Here is a 24159-nt window from a genome sequence, read left to right as displayed (position 1 = left end):
GTCGGTTCAGCGCATCAATGAGCCTTCAGGCAGGCACTGACGCCACTCTTGTAGTCGGCGCCCTTCTTGCCGGCGTTTTCCTTGCTGCATGCGGCCATCTTTTCCTGCTGAGTCATCTTGGCAGGGGCGGCGGCGGCAGTGTTGTCGCCTTTCATGCAGCTGCTTACGGAGCTCTTGTAGTCGGCGCCGGTCTTGCCTTTGGCGGCGTGGCTGCAATCGGCCAATTTCTGCTGTGACGAAGAAAGGGGTTTGCTTTGCGGTGCGGCTGCGAAAGCGGCGGTGGCGAAAACCAGGCCGGCGCTGGCGGCGAGCAGGCTGAAACGCATGGACATGATGCTTCCTCCTGAAGTGATGACCGGTGGCGGTACCGGCTGGCGCAGTCTATGCCGTGTGAAGGAGGAGGGGAACGGGGGAGTAGGGAACGGAGAACATCAACATTTCGCGGGGCTTTATGTTCCCCGCGAAGGAGTCTCATAGGTTGAGGTTTGCACCCCAACCTACGACGCCCCCTCTCCCTTCGTGAGAGGGGGGCAAAAAGCTGTCAAGCCGCCTGCGCCTCGCTCTTGCGCGGCCCTTCCAACAAAGCATGCCGTACATGGTCGATCACCATGTCCACTTCCGCGCCGGTGATCTTGAAGTGCGGCGTAAAGCGCAACGAGTTGGCACCGCCGTGGATCACGCCAATACCGCGTTCGCGCATGTATTCCTCGGTGGAGCCTGCGCCGTAGCACTTGAACTGCGGCGCCAATTCGCAAGAGAACAGCAGGCCGGTGCCTTGCACCTTGGTGATCAGGCCACCCAGTTCGTCCTTCAACACATTGAGCTTGTCGACGAACTCCTTGCCGCGGGCGGTGATGTTGGCGCGCACTTCATCCGTGAGCTGATCCAGCGTGGCCAGCGCCACATCCAGCGCACGCGGATTGGCAGTCATGGTGTTGCCATAGATGCCCTTGCGATACAGGCCGGCAACGCGATCACCCACCGCCAGCACCGAGAGCGGATATTGCCCAGCGTTGAGCGCCTTGGAGAATGTTTCCATATCCGGCGGTGCGAGTTTTTCGAAGCCGGGATAGTCGATGATCGACAACACGCCGTGCGCGCGCAGGCCCGCCTGGATGGAGTCGACCATCAGCAGCGAGCCATGCGATTCGGTCAACTCGCGCGCGGCCTGATAGAACGCAGGCGTCACCGAACGACCCGGATCACCTTCGCCCATTACCGGTTCCAGGAACATCGCTTCGATGAACCAGCCATGCTTGTCTGCATCGGCGAACACGGCTTCCAGTTGCGCGACGTCGTAGGGCGCCACCGTAAGCAGTGTGTCTTCGTGGCGATAGCTCGCCAGATGTTGCACATACGTGCGACGCGAGGAATCCGAATACAGCGCCGGCCGATCGGTGCGCCCGTGGAACGCGCCTTTCACCGCGATGCGCTTGATGGTGCGCCCGGCATAGCGTGCGCCCGGATCGGTCATCAGCTTCGCGTTCACGTCGGCGATGCGGCAAGCCAGGCCCACCCCTTCCGAACCGGAATTCAGACAAAGATAGCGCGTGTAAGGATTGTTGCCGCGGTGATGGCCGAGTTCGCGCTTCATCGCTTGCGAGAAACGCATCTGCGACACGCTCGGCGTCATCACGTTGGCCATCACTTGCGGACGCGATAGCGCGGCGTCGATCGCAGCGTTGTTGTGGCCGAAGCCGAGCATGCCGTAGCCGCCATTGTCGTGCACCACCGCACCCTTCAGCGTGACGACCCACGGGCCGCGTGCAGCAGCAGGAAGGTACGGATTGATCGCATCGTCCGGATAGAAATTCACCAGGTCGTGTTGCGCCTGCGTCAGCTGCTCGGCTTCATCCAGCTTCAGGAAATCGCCGAGTTCGCCACGCAACTCGCGGTGACGCGCAACCGCATCGGCAATGGCTTGCGTGAGTTGCGGGTCCAACGCGGCCATGCGCTCGATAGTGGCGTCGTCCAGGCCAGTGGTCCGCGGCTTGCCGCCAAATTCGCGCAGTTCGCGCAGCTGATCGATGACACCCATGACTACTCTCCTCGAATCTGACAGCGCCTCGCACCCAACGCGAAGCAGGCCGGCAGGATGTGTTGCGTGCGGTGAAAAGCGTAAAAGCCCGGGCGATACGCCCTGTTCGCACTGCGCCGTGTATGGGGAAACCGCCGGCGCTGGGCTATCAGGATACCCGGTGGAAAAGGGCGGCGGTACCCCCAAGGATGACGGCTGTCATGCGGGATCGCTGACGCGAGCAACTGCAGAAAGGCGCTTGCCGTCCCTACGCTGCAGTGCAAGGAGGACCACCATGCATACTTCATCTGATGTCGTAGCCCGTCTTTGCGGTGTCGTAAAGCGTTACGGCGGTGTTACCGCGCTCGACGGCGTGGATCTTGTGTTGCAGCGCGGCGAACTGTTGGCCGTGTTGGGGCCCAACGGCGCCGGCAAAACCACCAGCATCGGTCTGCTGCTTGGCCTGATGCGTCCCGATGCGGGCCGTGTGGAGTTGTTCGGCATGGATCCGCAGCAGATCGATGCACGCCGCCGCATCGGTGTGATGCTGCAATCCGCCATGTTGCCGCCGACATTGCGCGTTGGTGAACTACTGCGGCTGGTATCCAGCTACTACCCCCACCCACGCGCGTTGGATGAAAGCGCAGCGCTGGCCGGCATTGCCGATTTGCTGCAGCGGCCTTACGGCAAGCTGTCGGGTGGTCAGCAGCGGCGGGTGCAATTTGCATTGGCTTTGTGCGGTCGACCGGAACTGCTGTTTCTCGACGAGCCGACGGTGGGCATGGATATCGACGCGCGCCGCAAACTATGGAACGCGATGCGCACGCTGGTTGCCGAAGGTTGCTCGGTGGTGCTGACCACGCATTACCTGGAAGAAGCCGAAGCGCTGGCACAACGCGTCGTCGTGATGGCCAAAGGGCGTGTACTAAGCGAAGGCAGCGTCGATGCGTTGCGCGCACATGTGCCGCTGTCACGCATTCGTTGCGTTACCGACCTCGATGTCGCGGCGGTGTCGGCCTGGCCGCAAGTGGCATCGGCTGAGCGCGAAGGGGCGCGCTTACGTATCAGCACCAACGAACCCGAAAACGTATTGCGACGTCTGTTGGATGCCGATCTCGCGCTCAGCGAACTGGAAGTGCAGCGCGCGGGCCTGGCCGAAGCATTCACCGAACTCACACGCGAAGAAACCGCAGAACAGGAGGCCGCGTAATGAACAGCGTATCGATACCCGCTACACCGATAGCATCATCTGTTAGCGCTATGAGTACACGGCGAGTGATCGGCGCTTATCTGGCCGAGGCACGCAGCGAATGCCTACGCTACATGCGTGCACCGGGCTTCATGTTGCCGATCATATTGTTTCCCACCATGTTCTATTTGCTGTTCGGCGTCATCATGAATGGTTCCGCGGGCGCCGATACCTTGCGTTATCTGCTGGTGAGCTACGGCGTGTTCGGCGTGATGAGCCCCGGCTTGTTCGGCTTCGGCGTGTCGCTGGCACTGGAGCGCGACGGTGGCCTGCTCACGTATAAGCGTGCTCTGCCGATGCCGCCCGGCGCTTATCTGCTCGGCAAAATGCTGATGGCAATGGTGGCCGCAGCGGTCGTCATTTTGCTGCTGCTCGCCATTGGTTTGACGCTGGGGCACGTCACTTTGTCTTTGCCGCAAGTCGCCTTGATGTTGCTTACCGGCATCTTGGGCGTATTGCCGTTCTGCGCGCTGGGCATGCTGGTGGGCACCTTCATCAAAGGGCAGGGCGCACCGGGCATGCTGAACCTTGTTTACCTACCCATGTCGTTCCTGTCCGGCCTATGGGTTCCGCTCGGTATGTTGCCAAAGGCCGTGCAGCAGATTGCGCCGGTGTGGCCTCCCTACCACCTGCATCAGCTTGGGCTGGCAGCGCTGGGGTTGGAACACGGTAGCGTGATGATGCATTTCGCCATGCTGTTAGGTTTTGCGGGCGTGTTTCTCTTCATCGCTGCGCGCAGGCTGCGGCGCTACGGTTGAAGTAGGATGTGGACATCGAGGGTTCGGGGACAAGCCATGATCATGCAAATTCGAGCTTGGTTTAGACCGGCCCCCGATTCGTATGCGGCGGGAAGCGTACGCAAAGGCAAGTCGCCATGGATCGATGGCGTGCATTTGCTGTGGTCGGTGTGGATTTTCGTTACGCCGATGTTCGATCATTACACGTGGACGTGGGCGCTATTGACGCTGGTGTCCTATCCCGTGTTCCTGTTCCTCTATGCCAAGTGCATCGTTTCGTCGCGGCGAGCCACCAGGCTCTATGCGCTGGGCATGAATGCGCTTTCTATGGCATTGATGGCCTGGTATCCCAGTGGACTCACGTACTTCGTGTTCGGTTGCGTGATGCTGCGCGGCTGCCTGACGGGCTTCCGCACGTATCTGCTGATGATTACCGCGCTCAATGCCGCATGTTTAGTCGAGGCCTGGTTTCTACACTATCCGTGGCAGGCGGTGATATCGATTCCGCTGGTGTCTTTCATCATCGGATTGGTAACCGCCGCGGAGAAGCTCAGCGACGAAAAAGATGCGGAGCTCAAGCTTTCCCACGACGAGGTGCGCCGGCTCGCCGCAACGGCTGAGCGCGAGCGCATTGGACGCGATCTGCATGACTTGCTCGGACATACGCTATCGCTGATTACCTTGAAGCTGGAGCTTTCGCGCAAACTCTTTGATCGCGATAGTGCAGCTGCGCGGCGCGAATTGGAGGAAGCCGAGCGCGTTGCGCGGCATGCTTTGGCGGAAGTGCGCGCCGCGGTTACAGGCATTCGTTCCACCGATCTGGCAGCCGAACTCGCTTCCGCGCGTCTGCTCTTGGAATCGTCTGGCGTGCACCTCGATTACGGCAGCCTGCCCGATGCGCTGCCGCAAGATATCGAACGTACGCTTGCGCTGGTCATCCGCGAAGCCACGACCAATATTCATCGTCACGCTGCAGCTACAGAAGCCAGCGTTCGTTTTATTCGCACCACGGAAAAGTTGGACATGCAGATCAGCGATAACGGAAAAGGTGGCCTTGTGACGCATGGCAACGGTGTCAGCGGCATGTGTGAGCGAATACGCGCCGTCGGAGGAAACTTGCAGATCGATTCGCCGCCGCGTCGCGGCACGCGCTTGCTGATCAGCGTATCGCTGCACGCACAAAAGGCAGGTGGTGGCTCAGAAGGAGCCTCGCAGAAGGGCTATGCGGGGAGCGCTGCATGATTCGCGTGTTGCTGGCCGAAGATCAGGCGATGGTGCGCGGTGCGCTGTCGGCCTTGCTCAATCTCGAGTCGGATATCGAAGTGCTGGGTTCGGCGTCCGACGGTGAAATGGCGTGGCGCGAAGTGCAGCGATTGAAGCCGGATGTGCTGGTAACCGATATCGAAATGCCGGGCCTTACTGGTTTGGAGTTGGCGCAGCGCATTCATCGCCAAGAGCTGCCGGTGAAGTGCATCATCGTGACCACGTTTGCACGGCCGGGATTTCTGCGCCGTGCGCTGGATGCCGGTGTATCCGGTTACCTCTTGAAGGACGCGCCTGCGGAAAACCTCGCTGAAGCGTTGCGCATCGTGCATCGTGGTGGCCGATCGATCGATCCGCAGTTGGCGCTGGAAGCGTGGTCGGAAGCCGATCCTTTGAACGATCGCGAACGACAGGTACTGCGTCTTGCGGGCGAGGGGCAATCGGCGAGCGATATTGCGACCAAGCTCAATCTGTCGCATGGCACCGTGCGTAATTATCTGTCCGAGGCGATCGGCAAGCTCGGCGCGGCCAATCGCATTGAGGCGTATCGCCTGGCGAGACAGAAGGGTTGGCTCTAGTTGCGCTTTGTTCTTTCCTTGTGCATCCCCACTCTCCGGACGTCATTCCCGCGAAAGCGGGAATCCATGTTGCTCCTAGGCGAAAGTAAAAAATGGATTGCCCAGCTTCGCTGTTATAAAGCGCTTTCGCTTTCGCAGGAATGACGTGCAGGGGAAATATACACATCATTTTATAAGAAATTTTCTTAGCGAAAATTTCTTGCATTGGAAATAAACCTCACGTAATGTTCGCATCCTTCGCCAACTCCGGCGATTTATTCAAGGGTTTAATCATGCTGTATCACGTCGTCAAATTCGGTTTGCCGTCGCGCGGAAATCGCGCTGCGCTGCCGTGTGTGCGCGATGAACAGCATCGGCTCACCCTGAACTTCATTCATTGACCGAATCCGCTCGCGGAGATCGGTCACCCCGATCTCCCGAGGCAACGCGAACGCCCTCGGGTCGCCAAACCCGGGGGTGTTTTGTTTTTAGCGTTCGCAAAGCGATGGTCATGCGAAAACAGATCACCAATCCGGCTCCCGGAAGATTTCTTCCGCCCTGAAGCACCCGGCGCGGGCCCGCGCTGTGGCGAAGGGCGCGGCTGCTATAGGCGCATGTGCGCTGCACCTGGGTGCTTCGGTGCGAGCAAGGCGGGATTAGGAAAAGTATTCGGGCGTGTATGCCCAAACGAATTGCCGATTGGAAACAGTCGGCAATACGCAGCACCAAATCGGCAGGTTTCAGCGGTATGGGTTCAAAAGTCCATCCGGTGCGCGGGGTTTTGCCTCAAGCGTATGCCGAAGCTTGTGCGAAGGTGTTGCGAGAAGTCGACGTTAGCTCAGAGGGTAGAGCAACGACACGTGATGCCGTTGGCCGCCGGTTCGAATCCGGCACGTCGAGCCACTGGATAGCTCAGATGGGTAGAGCATCGGACTGTTAATCCGAGTGTCGCGGGTTCGACTCCCGCTCCAACCAGGGCGAAAGCCCTTCAGGAGGGAATGCCCCGTGCGTAGGTGGGATGGATCACCAAGGATGGTGACCGGCCAGCTCACGCAGCGGATGTATAGCCGGATGTCCGTCCCAAGCTTGGGCGGATGATCTTCGAAGTGCAGCGGATGCGGCATGCCGCACAGATGCGACGGAAAGGATTATCTCCACAAGCGAGGCACGAATATTCCGCTTTGCATACGTATAGGGGCATTTCCATTTTTTGAGTTTTGTCGGCGCGAATCATTTTCGAGCCGTATCCCGCGAGGGATGGTCTGCTACGCCTCTGATTATCCAAACAACCATCACGCATTAACGATTCGAAGGCGTGATGGACTATCCAGGCGGATCGAAAAGGGAAAATGAAGAAGGAGTATTCCCATGTTATGGATCAAGCAAATCGTGATCGGCGACGGCGAGCGCGGTTTGCTGTATCGCAACCGTCAAGTGCAGGCCGTACTTTCGGCCGGTGTATATCGCTACTTCGATCCGTTCGACCGCATGGCGATCGTGGTGCACAACGTCGCGCGCCCGGAATATGGCGGCAACGATGCGGAAGTGCTGATGGCGTCTACCGATAAGGAGCTTGCCAAGCACTTTCTGGTGGCCGACGTCGGTACCGACCAAGTTGGCCTGGTGTTGAAGAACGGCAAGCTCGAGGACGTGCTGGCGCCGGGTACGCGCAAGCTGTACTGGAATGCATTGGTGCAGATCGAAGTGCAACTGGTGTGGATGTCCGAATCTCTGGCGATGGATGCCAACGTGGTGGCGCGTTTGCGTCAGCTTGGCGTGCTATCCAAGGTGGGCGTGACGGTTGACGTGCCAGTGGAGTCGACAGGCCTGCTGTTCGTCGATGGCAAGCTGGTGCGCGCATTGACGCCAGGTGCTTATGCGTTCTGGAATTTCCGCAAGAACGTGGCGGCCGAGGTGATCGACCTGCGCGTGCAGTCGATGGAGGTGTCCGGCCAGGAACTGTTGACGCGCGACAAGGTAAGTCTGCGCGTGAACCTCGCAGCGAGCGTGCGTGTGGTCGATCCGGTCACCGCGCGTACCAAAGTCGCCAAGTACGGGGATTATTTGTACCGCGAACTGCAGTACGGCTTGCGCAAGGCGGTATCTGCCAAAACGCTGGACGAATTGCTCGGCGACAAGGCCTCACTGGATGCCGACATCTTCGCGTACGTACGTGGTCGCGTGAGCGAACTGGGTCTTGAAGTGCTTGGTGTGGGCGTGAAGGACGTGATCCTGCCGGGCGAGATGAAAGAGATCCTCAACAGCGTGGTGCAGGCGGAGAAGGCGGCCCAAGCCAACGTGATCCGCCGTCGTGAGGAAGCGAACGCGACGCGCTCCTTGCTCAACACGGCCAAGCTGATCGAGGAAAGCCCGACGCTGATGCGCTTGAAGGAGCTGGAGTCCTTGGAAAAGGTCACCGAGAAGATCGACAAGCTCACCGTGTTCGGCGGCCTGGACGGCGTGCTGACGCAGCTAGTGAGTCTCAAGCAGTAAAATCCAGTTCGGCAGAGGGAATTGCCGCGCTGGATCCTAGGAAGAATGAATCATGGAAACGCAATCCCAATACAAGCTGCTGCATGCCGAAGGTAGCGCCACGCCGATCAAAGGCTGGGTGCGCGGCGTGCCGCTGGAAGAGCAAGCTCATCGCCAACTGAAGAACATCGCCGCGTTGCCGTTCGTCGGTCCGTGGGTGGCGGTGATGCCGGACGTGCACCTCGGCAAAGGTGCAACGGTCGGTTCGGTAGTGCCTACGCGCGGCGCGATCATTCCGGCCGCGGTCGGCGTGGATATCGGCTGCGGCATGGCCGCGGTGCGCACAACGTTGCGTGCGAAGGATCTGCCGGACAACCTCGCACAACTGCGCTCGAGCATCGAGCGTGGCGTGCCGGTCGGCAACGGACGTGGCGGCGATCATCACCGCATGCCAGCCAGTATCGAAACGCGGTTGACTGAGTCAGGACTGTACGAGCGTCTGGAAGCGATCAAGGCCAAGCATCGCCACATTCGCATCGACAAGCTCGACAAGCAGCTCGGCACGCTAGGCGGCGGCAATCACTTCATCGAAATCTGTCTCGACGAGACAGACGCAGTGTGGGTGATGCTGCACTCCGGTTCGCGTGGCACTGGCAACTTGATCGGTACGTACTTCATCGAGCGTGCGCGTGAGCAACTGGCGCATCGCGTGCTCGGCTTCCATCTGCCGGACAAGGATCTAGCCTTCTTCATGGAAGGCGAGCCGCTGTTCGACGATTACGTGGAGGCCGTGTCTTGGGCGCAGGACTACGCCCGGCACAACCGTGAAGCGATGCTGGAGCGGGTACTGGGCGAAATGCGCCATCGCCTGCCGAAGTTCCAACTGGAGAAGATGGCCGTGAACTGCCACCACAACTATGTGCAGCGCGAAACGCATGGCGGTGAATCGCTGCTGGTCACGCGTAAAGGTGCGGTGAGCGCCAGGGAAGGCGAGTTGGGGATCATCCCGGGCAGCATGGGCACACGCAGCTACATCGTGCGTGGCAAGGGCAACCCGGAAAGTTTCCACAGCTGCAGTCACGGCGCCGGGCGTGTGATGAGTCGTACCGCCGCGCGCCAGAACATCACGTTGTCGCAACATCGCCAGGCAACCGCGCACGTCGAATGCCGCAAGGACGCGGGTGTGATCGATGAATCACCTGCGGCGTACAAGTCGATCGATGCGGTGATGGCTGCGCAGACTGACTTGGTGGAAGTGGTGCATACGCTACGGCAGGTACTGTGCGTGAAGGGTTGAATGATCAGCTTGCGCCGCCTCGATGAGGCGGTTTTTTTTTATCCGTCGAAAGGCTTGGTTCTCGCATCGTAGTCATTCCGGGCTGCGCGGGAATGACGAGCACCCTGAATTGCCGTTTGGACAGCCTCCGCGCTCCCGGCTCGGGTGAGCTCCCATTTGCGCAATAATGCGTCATCCCAAGCCAATCTCCCGCCGTGAAGAAGTCCGATTTCAACTTCGATCTCCCGCCCGAACTGATCGCTCAGGCACCTCTACCCCAGCGAAGCGCAAGCCGCCTGTTGGTGCTCAACGTGCCGACGCATACATGGCAGGACCGGATGTTTCGCGACCTGCCTTCCATGTTGCGCAAGGGCGATTTGCTCGTGTTCAACGACACGCGTGTGCTGCCAGCGCGCTTGTATGGGCAGAAGCCAAGCGGCGGCGCGGTAGAGATCCTGATCGAGCGTGTGACCGGCGCGCATGAAGCCACTGTGCAGCTCGGCGTAAGCAAGAAGCCGCGCGAAGGCACGGTGATCGTGCTGGCGGACGGCAGCCATGCCACGGTGCTTGGACGTGACGACAGCTTTTTCCATTTGCGCTTCGAATCACCCGAGCCACTGGAACGCTTGCTGCTGAAACTCGGCGAAATGCCACTGCCTCCGTACATCTCACGGCACGCGGATGCCAGCGACATGGAGCGCTACCAGACGGTGTATGCGCGCGAGCCGGGCGCGGTGGCTGCGCCGACGGCTGGTTTGCATTTCGACGAGACATCGCTGAAGCAGCTGCGCGAAATGGGCGTGGATTTCGGATACGTGACCTTGCATGTCGGCGCGGGCACATTCCAGCCCATGCGCACCGAAGAACTTTCCCATCACAAAATGCATCGCGAATGGCTCAACGTCGGCGCGGGGCTGGTCGAGCAGATTCATCGCACGCGCCGCGCAGGTGGTCGGGTGATTGCGGTCGGCACGACGGTGGTGCGCGCATTGGAAAGCGCCACGGTGAACGGCGAGCTACGCCCGTTCGCCGGCGAAACGCAGATCTTTATCTTCCCCGGCTATCGCATTACCAGCATCGACGGATTGATTACCAACTTCCATCTGCCGCAATCGACCCTTTTGATGCTGGTGTCGGCCTTGGCGGGGAGGGAGTTCATGCTGGGGGCTTATCGGCATGCGGTGCAGGCGCGGTATCGGTTTTTCTCGTATGGGGATGCGATGTTGATCTTGCCGCAGGGTTCATGATGCACGCGCATTTCCTCCTCCCCCCTCCGGGGAGAGGATCGAGGTGAGGGGACAAGGCTTGCCTGGAAATTCAATCGAAGCATCGCTTCGGTCCACCTTTTATTGCGAGGGTGGCCCCTCACCCCAACCCTCTCTCCGGAGGGGAGAGGGAGCTAGTTCAATGCCATACTTCCCCAATGACCTCCATGCACTTCGACCTCCTCGCCACTGACGGCACCGCGCGGCGCGGCCGTCTTACCTTCGATCGCGGCACCGTGGAAACCCCGGCCTTCATGCCCGTGGGTACCTATGGCTCAGTAAAAGCCATGACGCCACGTGACCTGGTCGAGGTGGGGGCGGAGATCATTCTCGGCAACACGTTCCATCTGTTCCTACGGCCGGGCTTGGACATCGTCGGCGAGTTCGGCGGTCTGCACCGTTTTATTGGCTGGAAGGCGCCGATCCTCACCGATTCCGGCGGTTTCCAGGTGTTCTCGCTGGCGCACAAGCGCAAGATCACCGAGCAGGGCGTGACGTTCGCCTCGCCTGTCGATGGCTCCAAGGTGTTTCTTTCGCCAGAAGAATCGATGCGCATCCAGACTGTGCTGGATTCGGACATCGCGATGATCTTCGACGAATGCACGCCGTATCCGGCCACGGAAAAAGTGGCAGCTGATTCGATGGAGCTGAGCTTGCGCTGGGCCGAACGTTCGCGTCGCGCATTCAATGATCTGAACAACCCCAATGCACTGTTTGGCATTGTGCAGGGCGGTGTTTACGAACACCTGCGCAAGCGCTCAGCCGAAGGGTTGAAGCAGATCGGCTTCGACGGCTACGCAATCGGCGGACTGGCGGTGGGCGAGCCGGAAGCGGAGCGCAATTACACGCTGGATTTCACCGTGCCGATGCTGCCGCAGGATCGGCCGCGCTATCTGATGGGAGTCGGTCGTCCGGAGGATATTGTCGAGGCCGTCCGACGCGGCATCGACATGTTCGACTGCGTGATGCCCACCCGAAACGCGCGCAACGGCTTCCTGTTCACGTCCCACGGTACGTTGCGTATCCGCAACGCGAAGTACGCCAACGACACTCGCGTGATCGAAGACGGCTGCGAATGCTACGCCTGCAGCCAAGGCTTCAGCCGCGCGTACCTGCGTCATTTGGATCGCTGCAACGAAATCCTCGGCAGCCAGCTCGCCACCATCCACAACCTGCACCACTACCAGCGCCTGATGGCTGGGTTGCGCGAGGCCATTGCGGCAGGGACGCTGGAGAAGTTCGTGGCCGACTTCTATGCCCGGCGAAAGGGTGGGGCGGCCGAGTAACTCCCTCTCCCCTTCGGGGAGAACATTCCCTTTTCCCTTTTTTCGAGGGAAAAGGGACGGGATGAGGGGCAAATCTTGCGTGAAACTTGGCTAATGACAGCGAACTTTCAGGCTGTTTTTAGACACGAAATCGAAGGTCTGTGGCGAGGTTGACCCCTCACCTCAATCCTCTCCCCGGAGGGGAGAGGAGGCGAACGCAAAGAGCCATTCTCATGGCATAATCCAACGTCTTTTTATTGGGCTTGCGACAAAAACTCCAGTCGCAGCCACAACTTGCGGGATAAGCAGATGACTCTTCCGACGACTTTCGTGCTGGCGCAGGCCGCGCCTGGCGGTGCTGCCAATGGCGGCATTTCCATGATCATCATGATGATCGTGCTGTTCGGCCTGATGTATTTCATGATGATCCGCCCGCAGATGAAGCGGCAGAAGGAACACCGCCAGATGGTGTCCAGCCTGGCCAAGGGCGACGAAGTGGTCACCAACGGTGGCATCGCTGGCCGCGTCGACGACGTGGGCGAGACCTTCATCACGGTCGAGATCGCCCCGAACGTGAAGATCAAGCTGCAGAAGAGCGCCGTGCAGCAGGTGCTGCCGAAGGGCACGCTGAAGTCGTCCTAATTGCGGCGGCTCGTTCCTTCCCTTTAGTTAATTCACGCTACCCGCGGCTAAGACGCCGCGGTTCACCCGGATGCAAGGCATGAGTGATTTTCCACGCTGGAGATACTTTCTGGTCGCCGTCGTACTGGTGCTGGGCATCTTGTACGGGTTGCCGAACGTGTACGTGCCATTGCAGGCCGTGCAGGTAACGGCCAACCAGAGTACGTCTCTTGATCCGGCCGCGCAGCAGAAGGTCATCACCGCGCTGCAGTCCGCCAAGATTCCCTACGTCAACGAAAGCTTGAAGCACGATGCCAGTCGCGGCGATTACATCGTGATCGGCTTCGCCAACGGTGACTTGCAGAAGAATGCGGCTGACGCGCTGAAGGCCACGCTGGGTGACAGCTACACCGTCGCCTTCAACCTCGAGCCCACCGTGCCGCGTTGGCTCACCGCAATCGGCGGTCGTGCCATGCCGCTGGGTCTGGATCTGCAGGGTGGCGTGCGCTTCCTGATGGCGGTTGACCAGGACGACATCGTCGACCGGCAGGAAAATCGCTATACACAAGATATTGCTGCGCTGCTGAAGGACAGGAAGATTCCCTTCATTTCCGTAGCGCGCAATGCCACGCGCGGTCAGGGCGTGAACGTCATGCTGAGCTCCGCTGCCGATCGCACCGCGGCCAGCGATGCCATCGCCTCCGAATACACCGATCTGGGTGTGACGGATGGCGCTAGCACCGGCGATCGCTTCGCGCTCAACGCTTCGATCAAACCGAACAAGCTGCATGACCTGCAAGTCAATGCGATCCGCCAGAACCTCGCCACGCTGAGCAATCGCATCAACGCGCTAGGTGTGTCCGAGCCGGTGATCCAGGTGCAAGGCGAAGACCACATCTCGGTGGAACTGGCTGGCGTGCAAGATCCGGCCGAGGCGAAGAAGGTGATTGGCGCCACGGCTACTCTGCAGTACGTAGCAGGGTTGGGTGATGCCCGTGACCCCGCCGTGCAAGATGCGGCGAAGACGGGCAACGTGCCGCCGGATGCGCATCTGTATTACGGCCAGCACGGTGAACCATTCCTGGTCAGCAAGAACATCATCGCTAGCGGTGACGAGCTGGTGGATGCTGCGTCTGGCAACGATCCGCAATCCGGCTCGCCGATGGTCAGCGTCACGCTGAACTCGGCAGGCGCGGCGAAGATGCTCGATTTCACGCGCGACAACGTCGGCAAGCCGATGGCCGTGGTTTACGTGGAAAACACCACCGACACCAAGATTGTCGACGGCAAGGAAGTGCGTACGCCCAAGACCACCTATTCGGTGATCAATTACGCCACCATCAATGGCGTCTTCAGCAACAAGTTCCAAACTACCGGCCTCCAGAGTTCCAAGGCCGCATCGGAACTGGCGCTGATGCTGAAGGGCGGCTCGCTCGCCGCACGCATGGACATCGTGCAGGAAGGCGTGATCGGTCCCAGCCTCGGTCAAGACAACATCGAGAAGGGCCTGAAGGCCGTGTTGCTCGGCCTGGGCCTCGTGCTGCTGGCAGCTGCGATCTACTACAAGCTGTTCGGTCTGGTGGCAGACGTCGCGCTGTTCTTCAACCTGGTGATCCTGGTGGCGGTGATGTCGATGATCGGCGTGACGCTGACCATGCCAGGCATCGCCGGTATCGTGCTGACGCTGGGTATGGCGATCGACGCCAACGTGCTGATCTGCGAACGCGTGCGCGAGGAATTGCGCAACGGCTCCACGCCGTTGGCTGCGATCCGCGCCGGTTATGAAAAAGCCTGGGCGACCATTCTCGACGCCAACGTCACCCACCTTATCGCCGCGCTGGCGCTGACCACGATGGGCTCCGGCCCGATCAAGGGCTTCGGCGTCACGCTGCTGATCGGTATCCTCACCTCGATGTTCACCTCGGTAACGGTTACCCATGCGATCACCGCGCTTATCCACGGCGGCCGCAAGCTCAAGACGCTGTCGGTGTAATCGGAGACGATCATGGAAATTTTTAGTCACAACAGCAACGTCCATTTCCTGGGTCTTCGCAAGGTCAGCATTGGCATCGCGGTTCTGCTTATGCTGGCCTCGATCGTGCTGCTTGCTACGCGCAGTCTGAATTACGGCCTGGACTTCACCGGCGGCGTAAGCGTGGATGCCACCTATGACAACCCGGTATCGGTCGAGGATGTCCGCAGTGCCCTGGACAAGGGGGGCATCGAGAATGCCGTCGTGCAGAGCGTCGGCGGCACCCGTCAGGTGTCTCTCCGCTTTCAGCCCAAAGACGACAAGCACTACGTGCTGCAAGAGGGTAAATCGCCCAATCTTGATTTGATCTCCAACGACGTGGCGAAGGCTCTGCAAACCGCGCGCCCTGATGCCAAGATCGCCGGCAAGAACTACGTAGGCCCGCAGGTGGGCGAACAGCTGCGTAGCGATGGCGTTACCGCCGCGATCTTCGTGATCATCGGTATCGGTCTGTATTTGTGGATCCGTTTCGAACGTCGCTTCGCGATTGCCGCGCTCGCCACCGAAGTGCATGACGTGTTGGTGACGCTGGGCGTGATCTCGTTGGTGCAGCGCGAATTCGACCTGACCGTGCTGGCTTCGGTGCTGGCGGTGATCGGTTATTCGATCAACGACAAGGTGGTGGTGTTCGACCGTATTCGCGAACTGTTCCGCTCCTCGCGCAAGGCCGATCCGGAAGAAGTGCTCAATCGTTCGATCAACAGCACGCTGTCGCGAACCATCATCACCTCGACGTTCACCAGTATTGCGATGGCCGCGCTGTATTTCTTCGGTGGTCCCTCGGTGCATGGTTTCGCGATTACGATGCTGATCGGCATCCTGGTCGGTACGCTGTCATCGATCTTCGTGGCAAGCCCCATTCTGTTGTGGCTGGGCGTGTCGAAGAAGGATCTGATGCCGGTGACCAAGGAAAATCCGGAACTGGCTCGCCGTCCGTAATTTTCATCGCGTCATGTGCATGCAAAACGGCCCGGTCTCCCGGGCCGTTTTTTTGTAGGTTGGGATGCAAACCCCAGCCTACATCCGCTGTTACGTAACTGACGCAGTGCGCACGTATATGACAACAGTTTGCGCTTGATGCGCATCACATTACGCAAACTTTTCGATCTAAATTTTGTACTCCATCGGTCGATAAGCAGGGAAGGACGCTAACGTCCCGAATGGAGTCCCCCCATGCTTGTCGTGATCGGTTCCCTGGTGGTGCTTTCCTGCGTCCTGGGCGGTTACCTGCTTTCGCACGGCCATATTCTTGCGCTATGGCAGCCGAGTGAACTGATGATCATCGGTGGCGGCGCGATGGGTGCGTTCCTCTCGGCCAACCCGCCGAAGATTGTGAAAGGTGCGTTGCAGAATGTGGCCGCGCTGTTCAAAGGGCCCACGTATCGCAAGCAGGATTACGTCGACCTGCTGTCACTGCTGTACGACATTTTTAGCGTGATGCGCAAGCAAGGTCTGCTTGCGCTGGAGTCGCACATCGAAGATCCGCAATCGAGCTCGATCTTCGGTGCCTATCCTCGCCTGGTGAATGAGCATCACCTGATCGAATTCATCACTGACTGTCTGCGATTGATGGTGGGCGGCAACATGAATCCGCATGAGCTGGAACAGTTGCTGGAGGTGGAATTGGAAACCCATCATCACGAAGCGGAAGCACCTGCGCTGGCCGTGATGAAGATGGCAGATGCGTTGCCGGGCTTCGGTATTGTGGCAGCGGTGCTCGGCATCGTTACCACCATGTCTCAGCTTGGTGGGGACACTTCGCAGATTGGTGAGCATATTGCCGGCGCGCTGGTGGGCACCTTCCTTGGCATTTTGTTGTGCTACGGCTTTGTCGGCCCGCTGGCGGCGGCGATGGAAAGCCGCGTGCAGGAAGACGGCAAAGCGTTTGAGTGCGTGAAGGTGGCCTTGCTGGCTTCCCTGCGGGGCTATAACCCAAAGGTATCCGTGGAGTTTGCACGCAAGTCGTTGTCGCCGCAGGCACGGCCTAACTTCCAGGATTTCGAGGATCATCTGAAAGATGCGGCACGCGCGGGAGCGGCGGCGTGAGCGAGCAGGATCGCGACATGGTGATCGTGGTGCGCCGTTCGCGGCGCAAGAAACACGGTCATCACGGTGGTGCGTGGAAGGTGGCGTATGCCGACTTCGTCACCGCGATGATGGCGTTCTTCCTGGTCATGTGGCTGCTCGGCGTGGGCACGCGCCAGCAGCGCGCAGCGATCGCCGAATACTTCAAAAATCCCAGCATGGCGCAAGGCAATGCCACGATGGCGCCGCCAGGCAGAATGGGGCCGGGTGGCGCAAGCGACAGCATGATCAAACTGGGCGGCGCGATGGACATCCCGCACGGCCCGGGCAAGGATCGCCGCGCGTCACGCGCGGATGCCGCGGACGTGGAAAAGCAGGCGCGCGAACACGAGAAGGAACGCCTGGAAAACCTCATGCAGCAATTGCGTGCGGCGATTGAAAAGAGCCAGGCGCTGGAGCCATTCAAGGATCAGTTACTGCTCGACATCACGCCCGAAGGCTTGCGCATCCAGATCGTAGATAAACAGAACCGACCGATGTTCGATACCGGCAGCGCTACGCTCAAGTCTTATACCGTGGCGATCTTGCACGAGCTGGCGGGCTTCATCGATCAGGCGCCCAACAAGGTCAGTATTTCGGGACATACTGACGATGCGCCGTACAGTGGCGTCAGCCAGTACAGCAATTGGGAGCTTTCCGCAGATCGCGCCAATGCAGCGCGGCGTGCCTTGCTGGATGCTGGCCTTGAAGAAGGAAAGATTGCGCGCGTGGTGGGGCTGGCGGCTTCAGTGCCGTTCGACAAAGTCAATCCTAGCGATCCGATCAATCGGCGCATCAGCATCATCATGATGACCAAGCAAGCCCAGGATGCAGCGCTTTCGCAGGAACAAGCGGAGGCTGTGCCGTCACGCACATTACCCTCACCGGTCACGATTACGCCGCTTGCGTCAGGTGCGCCGTAGGTTGAGGTTTGCGTTTGCAATCCAACTACGCATTTTCATCCGAACGTTCTGCGTTCAACGCTGCCAACCTTTCAGGCGAACCTACATCCGTCCATTCGCCCCGATGATGGCTGCCGTTCACCCAGCCCCGTTGCATCGCTGCGCGCAATAGTGGTGCGAGCTTGAAGCACGGGTGCTTGTTATTCGTTGAATCGCCGATGATGCTTTGCCAATCATTCAAAAGCTCGCGCCGATAAACACCGATTCCGCTATAGGTGAGTCGTTGATCGCCTTCGGTGTGCAACTTGCCCTGCTCATCCAGCGCAAAATCTCCCTGCGGATGATGTGGCGGGTTGTCCACCATCAGCAGATGCGCAACGCCATCAGGCTCCGCTGGCAGCGCAGCGAAATCCGCATCCGTCCACACGTCGCCATTGATCACAATGAACGGCTCCGGCCCTAGCAGCGGCAGCGCGTGCAGCATGCCGCCGCCGGTTTCGAGCGGCGTGGGGCCTTCGTACGCGTAGCGAATGCGCAAGCCCCATTGCGCACCATCGCCGAGCACTTCCGGGAACTGCTCAGCCAGATGCGACGTGTTGATCACCACGTAATGCACGCCCATCGATGCAAGTTTTTCCAGATGCCACGCGATCAGCGGTTTGCCGCGCACGGTGAGTAGCGGCTTGGGCGTGTGGTTAGTGAGAGGACGCATGCGTTCGCCCAGGCCGGCGGCAAAGATCAGTGCATGCCTCATGCGAGGGTTACCTGGGTGAGGTCGCGTCCTTCCGCGTGACGTTCGATCAGCGCTACGAAGTCGGTCAATTCGGGATAGCTGCGCGCCACCGAAATGACATAGTGATAGACGCGCGGCACATCTGCGAGATAACCCGGTTTGCCGTCGCGATACCACAGTCGATAGAACTGGCCCAGCACGCGCACGTGGCGATGCAAACCAGTGAGGTCGAACCAGCGCAGAAAGTGCTCGCAATCGATGTCGGCACCGATCACACAAGCCTTGTGCAATCGCTGCCGATAGGATTCCACCCAGTCTTCCACGCGTTCGCGCGGCCATACGATGTAAGCATCGCGCAACAACGAAGCTAGGTCATACGTGATAGGGCCGGCGAGCGCGCCCTGAAAATCGATGATGCCGGGATTATTGTGTTCCACCACCAGCAGGTTGCGGCTGTGGTAATCGCGATGCACGAAGCAACGCGGTTGTTCCTGCGCGTTGCGGATGATCACACCGAATGCGGCTTTCAGAACGTCCCATTCGCCGCACTCGGGTGTGTGCCCGAGATGACGGCCGAGGAACCATTCAGGCATCACTTCCAGCCCGCTCGCCAATATACGGTGATCGAAGGGCGGCAATTCGCCGTAATCCATGCGTGTCTGCATGCGCAGCAGTGCATCCATGGCATCGCTGTAGAGCGCGTCGGCGTTATGGTCGTTGAGCTCGTTGAGATAAAGCCGCGTGCCAAGATCCTCGATCAGCAGAAAGCCTTGTTCGAGGTCCTGCGCGTGCACAGTCGGAACATGCAAGCCTGCATCGGCGAGTTGCTGGCCGATCTTCAGCCACGGGCGCGGATCTTCCTGCGCGGGTGGTGAATCCATCACGATCCAGCTTTGTCCGTCGTAATGCGTGCGCCAGTAGCTGCGGAAGCTGGCGTCGGAGGAGGCAGGTTCGAGTGTTAGCGAATGATCGCCAAGTGCTGCGCGCGTCCAGGTGAGGCGAGCAGCGGCGCGGTCGGTGATGCTTTGCATGAGGGCATTCGTTGCGGACACATACAAAGCTTAGAGCTTGCGCGCATCACGGCGATACCATTGATTTGCTCCCTCCCCTGCAAGCAGGGGAGGGAGATAGCATCAAGACAGGTTGTACGCCCGCTCCTCATGCTCGGCGATATCCAGGCCCACCTGTTCCTGCTCGGGCCCCACGCGCAAGCCGATCGTCAGATCCACCAGCTTCAGGATCACCCAGCTCAACACGCCGCTCCACACGATGGTGAAGCCCACGCCTTTCGCCTGGATCCACAACTGCGCCAGCGGTGAAATCACCGTACCAAAGCCACCCAGCTTTGGCGCTGCGAACACACCGGTAAGCAGCGCGCCGATGATGCCGGCGATGGCGTGCACGCCGAATACGTCGAGTGTGTCGTCGTAACCGAGCTTGTGCTTGAGCTTGGTTGCGGTGAAGAAACACGCAGCACCCGCGGCGAAGCCGATGATCAGTGCGCCGCCAGGCCCTGCCGTGCCCGCCGCGGGAGTGATCGCAACCAGCCCGGCGACTGCGCCTGAAGCCGCGCCGAGCACGCTGGCGCGTTTGTGCACGAGCCACTCCACCGCCACCCAGCCGATCACGGCTGCAGCAGTGGCGATCTGGGTCACCAGCATGGCCATGCTGGCGTTGCCGTTGGCAGCCACGGCAGAGCCCGCATTGAAACCAAACCAACCCAGCCACAGCAGGGCCGCGCCGATCACCGTATAGCCCAGGTTATGCGGCGGCATATGCGTATGCGGAAAGCCGCGGCGCTTGCCGATCACCAGGCAGGCGACCAGACCGGCGATACCTGCGTTGATATGCACCACCGTGCCGCCGGCGAAATCGAGCACGCCCAGATCGCCCAGCAGCGAGCCTGGGCCGCTCCACACCATGTGTGCGATCGGCAGGTAGACGAACGTCAGCCACAAGCCACTGAACCACAACATGGCGCTGAACTTCATGCGCTCCGCATACGCGCCGATGATCAGCGCCGGAGTGATGATCGCGAAGGTCAGCTGGAACATCACAAACACGCTTTCCGGCACGGTCTGATACAGCGTGGAAGGCGTAAGCCCTGCCAGCATGACCCGATCGAAGGCGCCGAGAAACGAATGCCAGTTGGTAATACCTGCGTGCATGCCTTCGGTGCTGAAGGCCAGCGAATAGCCGTAGATCATCCACTGCACCGTTACCAGGGCGGTGATTGCCAGGCACTGCATCATCACCGACAGCAGGTTCTTTGCGCGCACCATGCCGCCGTAGAACAGCGCCACGCCGGGAATCGTCATCATCAAGACGAATGCGCTGGCGACGAGCATCCAGGCGGTGTCGCCGCCGTTGAGCACGGGAGCAGGCGTGGCCTGCGCAAAAGCCGGCACGGCCAAGCCGGCTGCCAGCATGGCGACGATAAGCCGCAAAACATGTCGATACTTGGTCATCCCCCGTTCCCCATTTCCCCGCATGTCAAAGCGCATCTGCGTCCACTTCCTGCGTACGGATGCGAATCACCTGTTCCAGGTCACTCACGAAAATCTTGCCGTCGCCCACCTTGCCGGTACGCGCCGCGCGGATGATGGCCTCGACGGCCAGCTCGACCTGCTCATCCGCCACGGCAATCTCGATCTTCAGCTTGGGCAGGAAGTCGACCACGTACTCCGCGCCGCGATACAGCTCGGTATGTCCGCGCTGTCGGCCGAAGCCCTTTACCTCGGTGACGGTCATGCCCTGTACGCCGGCCTCGCCCAGCGCCTCGCGCACATCGTCCAAGGTGAAGGGTTTGATGATGGCGGTAACCCATTTCATGCGCGACGGCTCCGTGAGGGTGGCTTTGTTGCGTCACAGCAGAATATGTGCCAAGCGTGAGCGGGAGGCGTCAGGCCCCGCCAGAGCGCCATTTCTGGCGATGGGATGAGGATAGTCAGGCCGAGATGAAGAATGATTTGGTGCATGCTTTGCACCGTTATGGCGCAAATTGACCTCACTCTTCGCCGGGGCGGCGAGCAGGCTAGGTTTGACCCATTAACCACTAATCTGTACCATTTCGGTACGAATTAAGCCGTGTCTCTTTTTCCCCATGTTTCGTGTCAGCCGACTAACGGACTACGCCACTGTGGTGATGACTTGCATCGCCACGCATCCTGGCGACGACGTCCTCAGCACGGCCCAGATCGCCGAAGAGGCGCATCTGGAACTGCCTACCGTCAGTAAGCTGCTGAAGTCGCTGGGGCATGCGGGACTGGTGGAATCCTTCCGCGGTGTAAACGGCGGCTATCGCCTGGCGCGGCCCGCGCAGCAGATCAGCGTGGCCGACATCGTTGAGGCGATCGAAGGCCCGCTCGGCATGACCGAATGCACCCTCGGCGAAGGCCAGTGCGAACGCGAAGCCCAATGCGGCGTGCGCGGCAGCTGGCAACGCATCAACCACGTACTCGACAACGCGCTGCGCACGATGAGCTTGGCCGACATGCTGCATCCCGCGCCGTCACCCGTTGCGACCGTGGCGCTTACCGAATTGAAAGGCAGGACAGCATCATGACCATCGAGAACGATAGCCCCGTCGTGCTGCGCGACAACGCTGAAGTCGCCGCCGCGCTCGGCCGTCGCTACGAAGCCGGGTTCGTCACCGACATCGAAACAGACAGCCTGCCGCCGGGTTTGTCGGAAGATATCGTGCGCCAGCTGTCGGCATTGAAAGGCGAGCCGGAGTGGATGACCGAGTGGCGCCTGAAGGCGTATCGCCACTGGCTCACCATGCCCACGCCGCACTGGGCCAAGCTCAGCATTGCGCCGATCGACTTCCAGGCGATCAGCTACTACGCCTCGCCGAAGAACAAGCCGAAATCGCTCGACGAGGTCGATCCCAAGCTGCTGGAAACCTACGACAAGCTCGGTGTGCCGCTGCACGAGCGCGCCAGGCTCGCGGGCGTGGCGGTGGATGCGGTGTTCGATTCCGTATCCGTGGGCACCACTTTCCGTAAAGAGCTGGCGGAAGCCGGCGTGATCTTCTGCTCAATGAGCGAAGCGATCCGCGAATATCCGGAACTGGTACAGAAGTACCTGGGCAGCGTCGTGCCGACCGGTGACAACTACTTTGCCGCGCTGAACTCGGCGGTGTTCTCTGATGGCTCGTTCGTGTTCATTCCGAAGGGTGTGCGTTGCCCGATGGAGTTGTCGACCTATTTCCGCATCAACGCCGGCCACACCGGCCAGTTCGAGCGCACGCTGATCATCGCCGAAGACGGCGCCTACGTTTCCTACCTCGAGGGCTGCACCGCGCCGATGCGCGACGAGAATCAGTTGCACGCCGCGGTAGTGGAACTGGTCGCGCTCGAAAAAGCGCAGATCAAATATTCCACCGTGCAGAACTGGTATCCGGGCGATGAAGAAGGTCGCGGCGGCATCTACAACTTCGTTACGAAGCGCGGTGATTGCCGCGGCGGCGATTCGAAGATTTCCTGGACGCAGGTCGAAACGGGTTCCGCGATTACCTGGAAGTATCCGAGTTGCGTGCTGCGCGGCGATCGCTCGGTTGGCGAGTTCTATTCGGTGGCGCTCACACACCATCGCCAGCAAGCCGACACCGGCACCAAGATGATCCACATCGGCAAAGGCACCAAATCCAAGATTGTTTCCAAGGGCATCAGTGCCGGCAAGAGCTCCAACAGCTATCGCGGTCTGGTGAAGGTGGAGAAGGGCGCTGAAGGCGCGCGCAACTACACGCAGTGCGATTCACTGCTGATCGGCAAGAAATGCGGCGCGCACACCTTCCCGTATATGGAAGTGAAAAATCCCACGGCAATCGTCGAGCACGAAGCCACCACCTCCAAGATTTCGGACGATCAGCTCTTCTACTGCCGCTCGCGCGGTATTGGTGAAGAAGATGCGGTGTCGATGATCGTGGACGGTTTCTGCAAGCAGGTGTTCCGCGAGCTGCCGATGGAGTTTGCGGTGGAGGCGAAGAAGCTGCTGGAGGTTTCGTTGGAAGGTGCAGTGGGCTAAGGATGCCTCAGCTTCTCACTCGCTCTCCCCTCCGGGGAGAGGGCTGGGGTGAGGGGGCAACCTCGCGAGACAGTTGCTTCCTAGCTAAAGAATTAAAAGGCAAAACCTTTCGTTATGACTACAGCTGTTATGGCAAGCGCAGCCCCTCACCCCAACCCTCTCCCCGGAGGGGAGAGGGAGCTTGCACTCGAGAAGATGTTGCTTGGTTTGCTGTTGCTTGGTGCGGTTGGTGCTGTACACGCCGACCAACCCATGTCAGATCAGCAGGTCGTGGACCGCTACTGCGCCAAGGCCAATACCCAGCGCGACATGGATGAGTGTTCCGCCGCTGCGCTGAGCGATGCCAACCACCAACTCAACGCAACCTATCAAGCGGTGCTGAAGAAATGGGCCGCGTTTCCGGCCATGACTACGAAGGTCCGCCAAGCCCAGCGCGGCTGGCTGACTTATCGCGACGCGGATGTCGCCGCTCACTTTGCCATCGCCGATCAAGATCGGGCCGCTGGCACTGCGGGCACGGCATATCCCATGGCGCGGAATCTTTATCAAACGGGTCTGGTGCTCGAACGCGTCGCCCGTCTTTGCGAATTTCTACGCGGCGATGCCTATGGCGAGCGAGATAACGCGTCATGCGCCGATCTGGTGGCTCACCCCACCGTCGTACCTCATCAACCTTGA

At 60.0% G+C, this 24159-nt stretch carries 23 protein-coding genes and 2 tRNA genes; 19 read left to right on the top strand and 6 right to left on the bottom strand.

Annotated features, from left to right (window positions below):
- Nucleotides 1-14: 14 nt before the first annotated feature.
- Nucleotides 15-332 (bottom strand): PsiF family protein, encoded by a 318-nt coding sequence (locus QQJ86_RS18175; RefSeq protein ID WP_284322381.1) that lies wholly within the window; start codon nucleotides 330-332, stop codon nucleotides 15-17.
- A 209-nt stretch (nucleotides 333-541) separates the two neighbouring features.
- Nucleotides 542-2038: an aminotransferase class III-fold pyridoxal phosphate-dependent enzyme gene (locus tag QQJ86_RS18170; RefSeq protein WP_284322380.1), complete on the bottom strand. Its 1497-nt coding sequence runs from the start codon at nucleotides 2036-2038 to the stop codon at nucleotides 542-544.
- 274 nt (nucleotides 2039-2312) lie between these two features.
- Between QQJ86_RS18170 and QQJ86_RS18165 the strand changes: the two genes are divergently transcribed.
- The 16 genes from QQJ86_RS18165 (at nucleotide 2313) to motB (ending at nucleotide 17741) form a co-directional block, all read left to right on the top strand.
- Nucleotides 2313-3227: an ABC transporter ATP-binding protein gene (locus QQJ86_RS18165; RefSeq protein ID WP_284322379.1), complete on the top strand. Its 915-nt coding sequence runs from the start codon at nucleotides 2313-2315 to the stop codon at nucleotides 3225-3227.
- 50 nt (nucleotides 3228-3277) lie between these two features.
- Nucleotides 3278-4024, top strand: a complete 747-nt coding sequence (locus QQJ86_RS18160) for an ABC transporter permease (protein WP_284322378.1) — start codon at nucleotides 3278-3280, stop codon at nucleotides 4022-4024.
- Between the two features lie 36 nt (nucleotides 4025-4060).
- The gene (locus tag QQJ86_RS18155; protein ID WP_284322377.1) at nucleotides 4061-5245 is read left to right on the top strand and encodes a sensor histidine kinase; all 1185 of its coding nucleotides are present in this window, start codon (nucleotides 4061-4063) and stop codon (nucleotides 5243-5245) included.
- Nucleotides 5242-5844, top strand: a complete 603-nt coding sequence (locus QQJ86_RS18150; RefSeq protein WP_284322376.1) for a response regulator transcription factor — start codon at nucleotides 5242-5244, stop codon at nucleotides 5842-5844. The genes QQJ86_RS18155 and QQJ86_RS18150 overlap by 4 nt, the downstream gene beginning before the upstream one ends.
- Nucleotides 5845-6068: 224 nt before the next feature.
- Nucleotides 6069-6224: a hypothetical protein gene (locus QQJ86_RS18145; RefSeq protein WP_284322375.1), complete on the top strand. Its 156-nt coding sequence runs from the start codon at nucleotides 6069-6071 to the stop codon at nucleotides 6222-6224.
- A gap of 426 nt (nucleotides 6225-6650) precedes the next feature.
- Nucleotides 6651-6726, top strand: a tRNA-Thr gene (locus tag QQJ86_RS18140).
- Nucleotide 6727: 1 nt separating this feature from the next.
- Nucleotides 6728-6798: transfer RNA gene (locus tag QQJ86_RS18135), tRNA-Asn, on the top strand.
- A 393-nt stretch (nucleotides 6799-7191) separates the two neighbouring features.
- Nucleotides 7192-8316 (top strand): slipin family protein, encoded by a 1125-nt coding sequence (locus QQJ86_RS18130; RefSeq protein ID WP_284322374.1) that lies wholly within the window; start codon nucleotides 7192-7194, stop codon nucleotides 8314-8316.
- Between the two features lie 52 nt (nucleotides 8317-8368).
- Nucleotides 8369-9592, top strand: a complete 1224-nt coding sequence (locus QQJ86_RS18125; RefSeq protein WP_284322373.1) for an RtcB family protein — start codon at nucleotides 8369-8371, stop codon at nucleotides 9590-9592.
- A gap of 194 nt (nucleotides 9593-9786) precedes the next feature.
- Nucleotides 9787-10818 (top strand): tRNA preQ1(34) S-adenosylmethionine ribosyltransferase-isomerase QueA, encoded by a 1032-nt coding sequence (queA, locus tag QQJ86_RS18120; protein WP_284322372.1) that lies wholly within the window; start codon nucleotides 9787-9789, stop codon nucleotides 10816-10818.
- Nucleotides 10819-10994: 176 nt separating this feature from the next.
- Nucleotides 10995-12122, top strand: a complete 1128-nt coding sequence (gene tgt, locus QQJ86_RS18115; protein WP_284322371.1) for a tRNA guanosine(34) transglycosylase Tgt — start codon at nucleotides 10995-10997, stop codon at nucleotides 12120-12122.
- 288 nt (nucleotides 12123-12410) lie between these two features.
- On the top strand, nucleotides 12411-12743 hold the full coding sequence (gene yajC / locus QQJ86_RS18110) for a preprotein translocase subunit YajC (protein ID WP_284322370.1): 333 nt from the start codon (nucleotides 12411-12413) through the stop codon (nucleotides 12741-12743).
- A 79-nt stretch (nucleotides 12744-12822) separates the two neighbouring features.
- On the top strand, nucleotides 12823-14715 hold the full coding sequence (gene secD, locus QQJ86_RS18105) for a protein translocase subunit SecD (protein ID WP_284322369.1): 1893 nt from the start codon (nucleotides 12823-12825) through the stop codon (nucleotides 14713-14715).
- 12 nt (nucleotides 14716-14727) lie between these two features.
- Nucleotides 14728-15693 (top strand): protein translocase subunit SecF, encoded by a 966-nt coding sequence (gene secF / locus QQJ86_RS18100; RefSeq protein ID WP_284322368.1) that lies wholly within the window; start codon nucleotides 14728-14730, stop codon nucleotides 15691-15693.
- 234 nt (nucleotides 15694-15927) lie between these two features.
- Entirely contained in the window at nucleotides 15928-16800 is an 873-nt protein-coding gene (motA, locus tag QQJ86_RS18095) for a flagellar motor stator protein MotA (RefSeq protein ID WP_284322367.1), read from the top strand.
- A complete protein-coding gene (gene motB, locus QQJ86_RS18090) occupies nucleotides 16797-17741 on the top strand; it encodes a flagellar motor protein MotB (RefSeq protein WP_423372824.1) in 945 nt (314 codons plus the stop codon). Before motA ends, motB begins: the two co-directional genes overlap by 4 nt.
- 25 nt (nucleotides 17742-17766) lie before the next feature.
- On the opposite strand, the gene murU is transcribed toward motB, so the two are convergent.
- The 4 genes from murU to QQJ86_RS18070 form a co-directional block, all read right to left on the bottom strand.
- Complete coding sequence (murU, locus tag QQJ86_RS18085) at nucleotides 17767-18474, bottom strand: N-acetylmuramate alpha-1-phosphate uridylyltransferase MurU (RefSeq protein WP_284322366.1); 708 nt, start codon at nucleotides 18472-18474, stop codon at nucleotides 17767-17769.
- Nucleotides 18471-19484, bottom strand: coding sequence for an aminoglycoside phosphotransferase family protein (locus QQJ86_RS18080; RefSeq protein WP_284322365.1), 1014 nt, complete (start codon nucleotides 19482-19484; stop codon nucleotides 18471-18473). Before QQJ86_RS18080 ends, murU begins: the two co-directional genes overlap by 4 nt.
- Nucleotides 19485-19586: 102 nt before the next feature.
- Nucleotides 19587-20921: an ammonium transporter gene (locus QQJ86_RS18075; RefSeq protein ID WP_284322364.1), complete on the bottom strand. Its 1335-nt coding sequence runs from the start codon at nucleotides 20919-20921 to the stop codon at nucleotides 19587-19589.
- A gap of 25 nt (nucleotides 20922-20946) precedes the next feature.
- The gene (locus tag QQJ86_RS18070; RefSeq protein ID WP_284322363.1) at nucleotides 20947-21285 is read right to left on the bottom strand and encodes a P-II family nitrogen regulator; all 339 of its coding nucleotides are present in this window, start codon (nucleotides 21283-21285) and stop codon (nucleotides 20947-20949) included.
- Between the two features lie 271 nt (nucleotides 21286-21556).
- On the opposite strand from QQJ86_RS18070, the gene QQJ86_RS18065 reads away from it, so the two are divergent.
- The 3 genes from QQJ86_RS18065 to QQJ86_RS18055 all read left to right on the top strand — a co-directional run bounded on the left by QQJ86_RS18065 (nucleotide 21557) and on the right by QQJ86_RS18055 (nucleotide 24159).
- Nucleotides 21557-22018 (top strand): SUF system Fe-S cluster assembly regulator, encoded by a 462-nt coding sequence (locus tag QQJ86_RS18065; RefSeq protein ID WP_284322362.1) that lies wholly within the window; start codon nucleotides 21557-21559, stop codon nucleotides 22016-22018.
- On the top strand, nucleotides 22015-23481 hold the full coding sequence (gene sufB, locus QQJ86_RS18060; RefSeq protein ID WP_284322361.1) for a Fe-S cluster assembly protein SufB: 1467 nt from the start codon (nucleotides 22015-22017) through the stop codon (nucleotides 23479-23481). The genes QQJ86_RS18065 and sufB overlap by 4 nt, the downstream gene beginning before the upstream one ends.
- 252 nt (nucleotides 23482-23733) lie before the next feature.
- Complete coding sequence (locus tag QQJ86_RS18055; RefSeq protein ID WP_284322360.1) at nucleotides 23734-24159, top strand: lysozyme inhibitor LprI family protein; 426 nt, start codon at nucleotides 23734-23736, stop codon at nucleotides 24157-24159.

The sequence above is a fragment of the Dyella acidisoli genome (genome assembly GCF_030160295.1).
GTDB lineage: Bacteria > Pseudomonadota > Gammaproteobacteria > Xanthomonadales > Rhodanobacteraceae > Dyella_B > Dyella_B acidisoli.
Note: the sequence above shows the minus strand (reverse complement) of the source record. Positions and strands in the feature narration are given on the sequence as shown.

Excerpts from the sequence above, each read along its gene's own strand:
- QQJ86_RS18075 (WP_284322364.1), bottom strand. The coding sequence starts at position 20,921 with ATGACCAAGTATCGACATGTTTTGCGGCTTATCGTCGCCATGCTGGCA.
- QQJ86_RS18125 (WP_284322373.1), top strand. The coding sequence starts at position 8,369 with ATGGAAACGCAATCCCAATACAAGCTGCTGCATGCCGAAGGTAGCGCC.
- QQJ86_RS18080 (WP_284322365.1), bottom strand. The coding sequence starts at position 19,484 with ATGCAAAGCATCACCGACCGCGCCGCTGCTCGCCTCACCTGGACGCGC.
- QQJ86_RS18055 (WP_284322360.1), top strand. The coding sequence starts at position 23,734 with ATGTCAGATCAGCAGGTCGTGGACCGCTACTGCGCCAAGGCCAATACC.
- QQJ86_RS18150 (WP_284322376.1), top strand. The coding sequence starts at position 5,242 with ATGATTCGCGTGTTGCTGGCCGAAGATCAGGCGATGGTGCGCGGTGCG.
- QQJ86_RS18130 (WP_284322374.1), top strand. The coding sequence starts at position 7,192 with ATGTTATGGATCAAGCAAATCGTGATCGGCGACGGCGAGCGCGGTTTG.
- yajC (WP_284322370.1), top strand. The coding sequence starts at position 12,411 with ATGACTCTTCCGACGACTTTCGTGCTGGCGCAGGCCGCGCCTGGCGGT.
- sufB (WP_284322361.1), top strand. The coding sequence starts at position 22,015 with ATGACCATCGAGAACGATAGCCCCGTCGTGCTGCGCGACAACGCTGAA.
- QQJ86_RS18170 (WP_284322380.1), bottom strand. The coding sequence starts at position 2,038 with ATGGGTGTCATCGATCAGCTGCGCGAACTGCGCGAATTTGGCGGCAAG.
- secF (WP_284322368.1), top strand. The coding sequence starts at position 14,728 with ATGGAAATTTTTAGTCACAACAGCAACGTCCATTTCCTGGGTCTTCGC.
- QQJ86_RS18155 (WP_284322377.1), top strand. The coding sequence starts at position 4,061 with ATGATCATGCAAATTCGAGCTTGGTTTAGACCGGCCCCCGATTCGTAT.
- QQJ86_RS18145 (WP_284322375.1), top strand. The coding sequence starts at position 6,069 with ATGTTCGCATCCTTCGCCAACTCCGGCGATTTATTCAAGGGTTTAATC.
- QQJ86_RS18160 (WP_284322378.1), top strand. The coding sequence starts at position 3,278 with ATGAGTACACGGCGAGTGATCGGCGCTTATCTGGCCGAGGCACGCAGC.
- motA (WP_284322367.1), top strand. The coding sequence starts at position 15,928 with ATGCTTGTCGTGATCGGTTCCCTGGTGGTGCTTTCCTGCGTCCTGGGC.
- QQJ86_RS18175 (WP_284322381.1), bottom strand. The coding sequence starts at position 332 with ATGTCCATGCGTTTCAGCCTGCTCGCCGCCAGCGCCGGCCTGGTTTTC.
- QQJ86_RS18065 (WP_284322362.1), top strand. The coding sequence starts at position 21,557 with ATGTTTCGTGTCAGCCGACTAACGGACTACGCCACTGTGGTGATGACT.
- murU (WP_284322366.1), bottom strand. The coding sequence starts at position 18,474 with ATGAGGCATGCACTGATCTTTGCCGCCGGCCTGGGCGAACGCATGCGT.
- tgt (WP_284322371.1), top strand. The coding sequence starts at position 10,995 with ATGACCTCCATGCACTTCGACCTCCTCGCCACTGACGGCACCGCGCGG.
- secD (WP_284322369.1), top strand. The coding sequence starts at position 12,823 with ATGAGTGATTTTCCACGCTGGAGATACTTTCTGGTCGCCGTCGTACTG.
- QQJ86_RS18070 (WP_284322363.1), bottom strand. The coding sequence starts at position 21,285 with ATGAAATGGGTTACCGCCATCATCAAACCCTTCACCTTGGACGATGTG.
- QQJ86_RS18165 (WP_284322379.1), top strand. The coding sequence starts at position 2,313 with ATGCATACTTCATCTGATGTCGTAGCCCGTCTTTGCGGTGTCGTAAAG.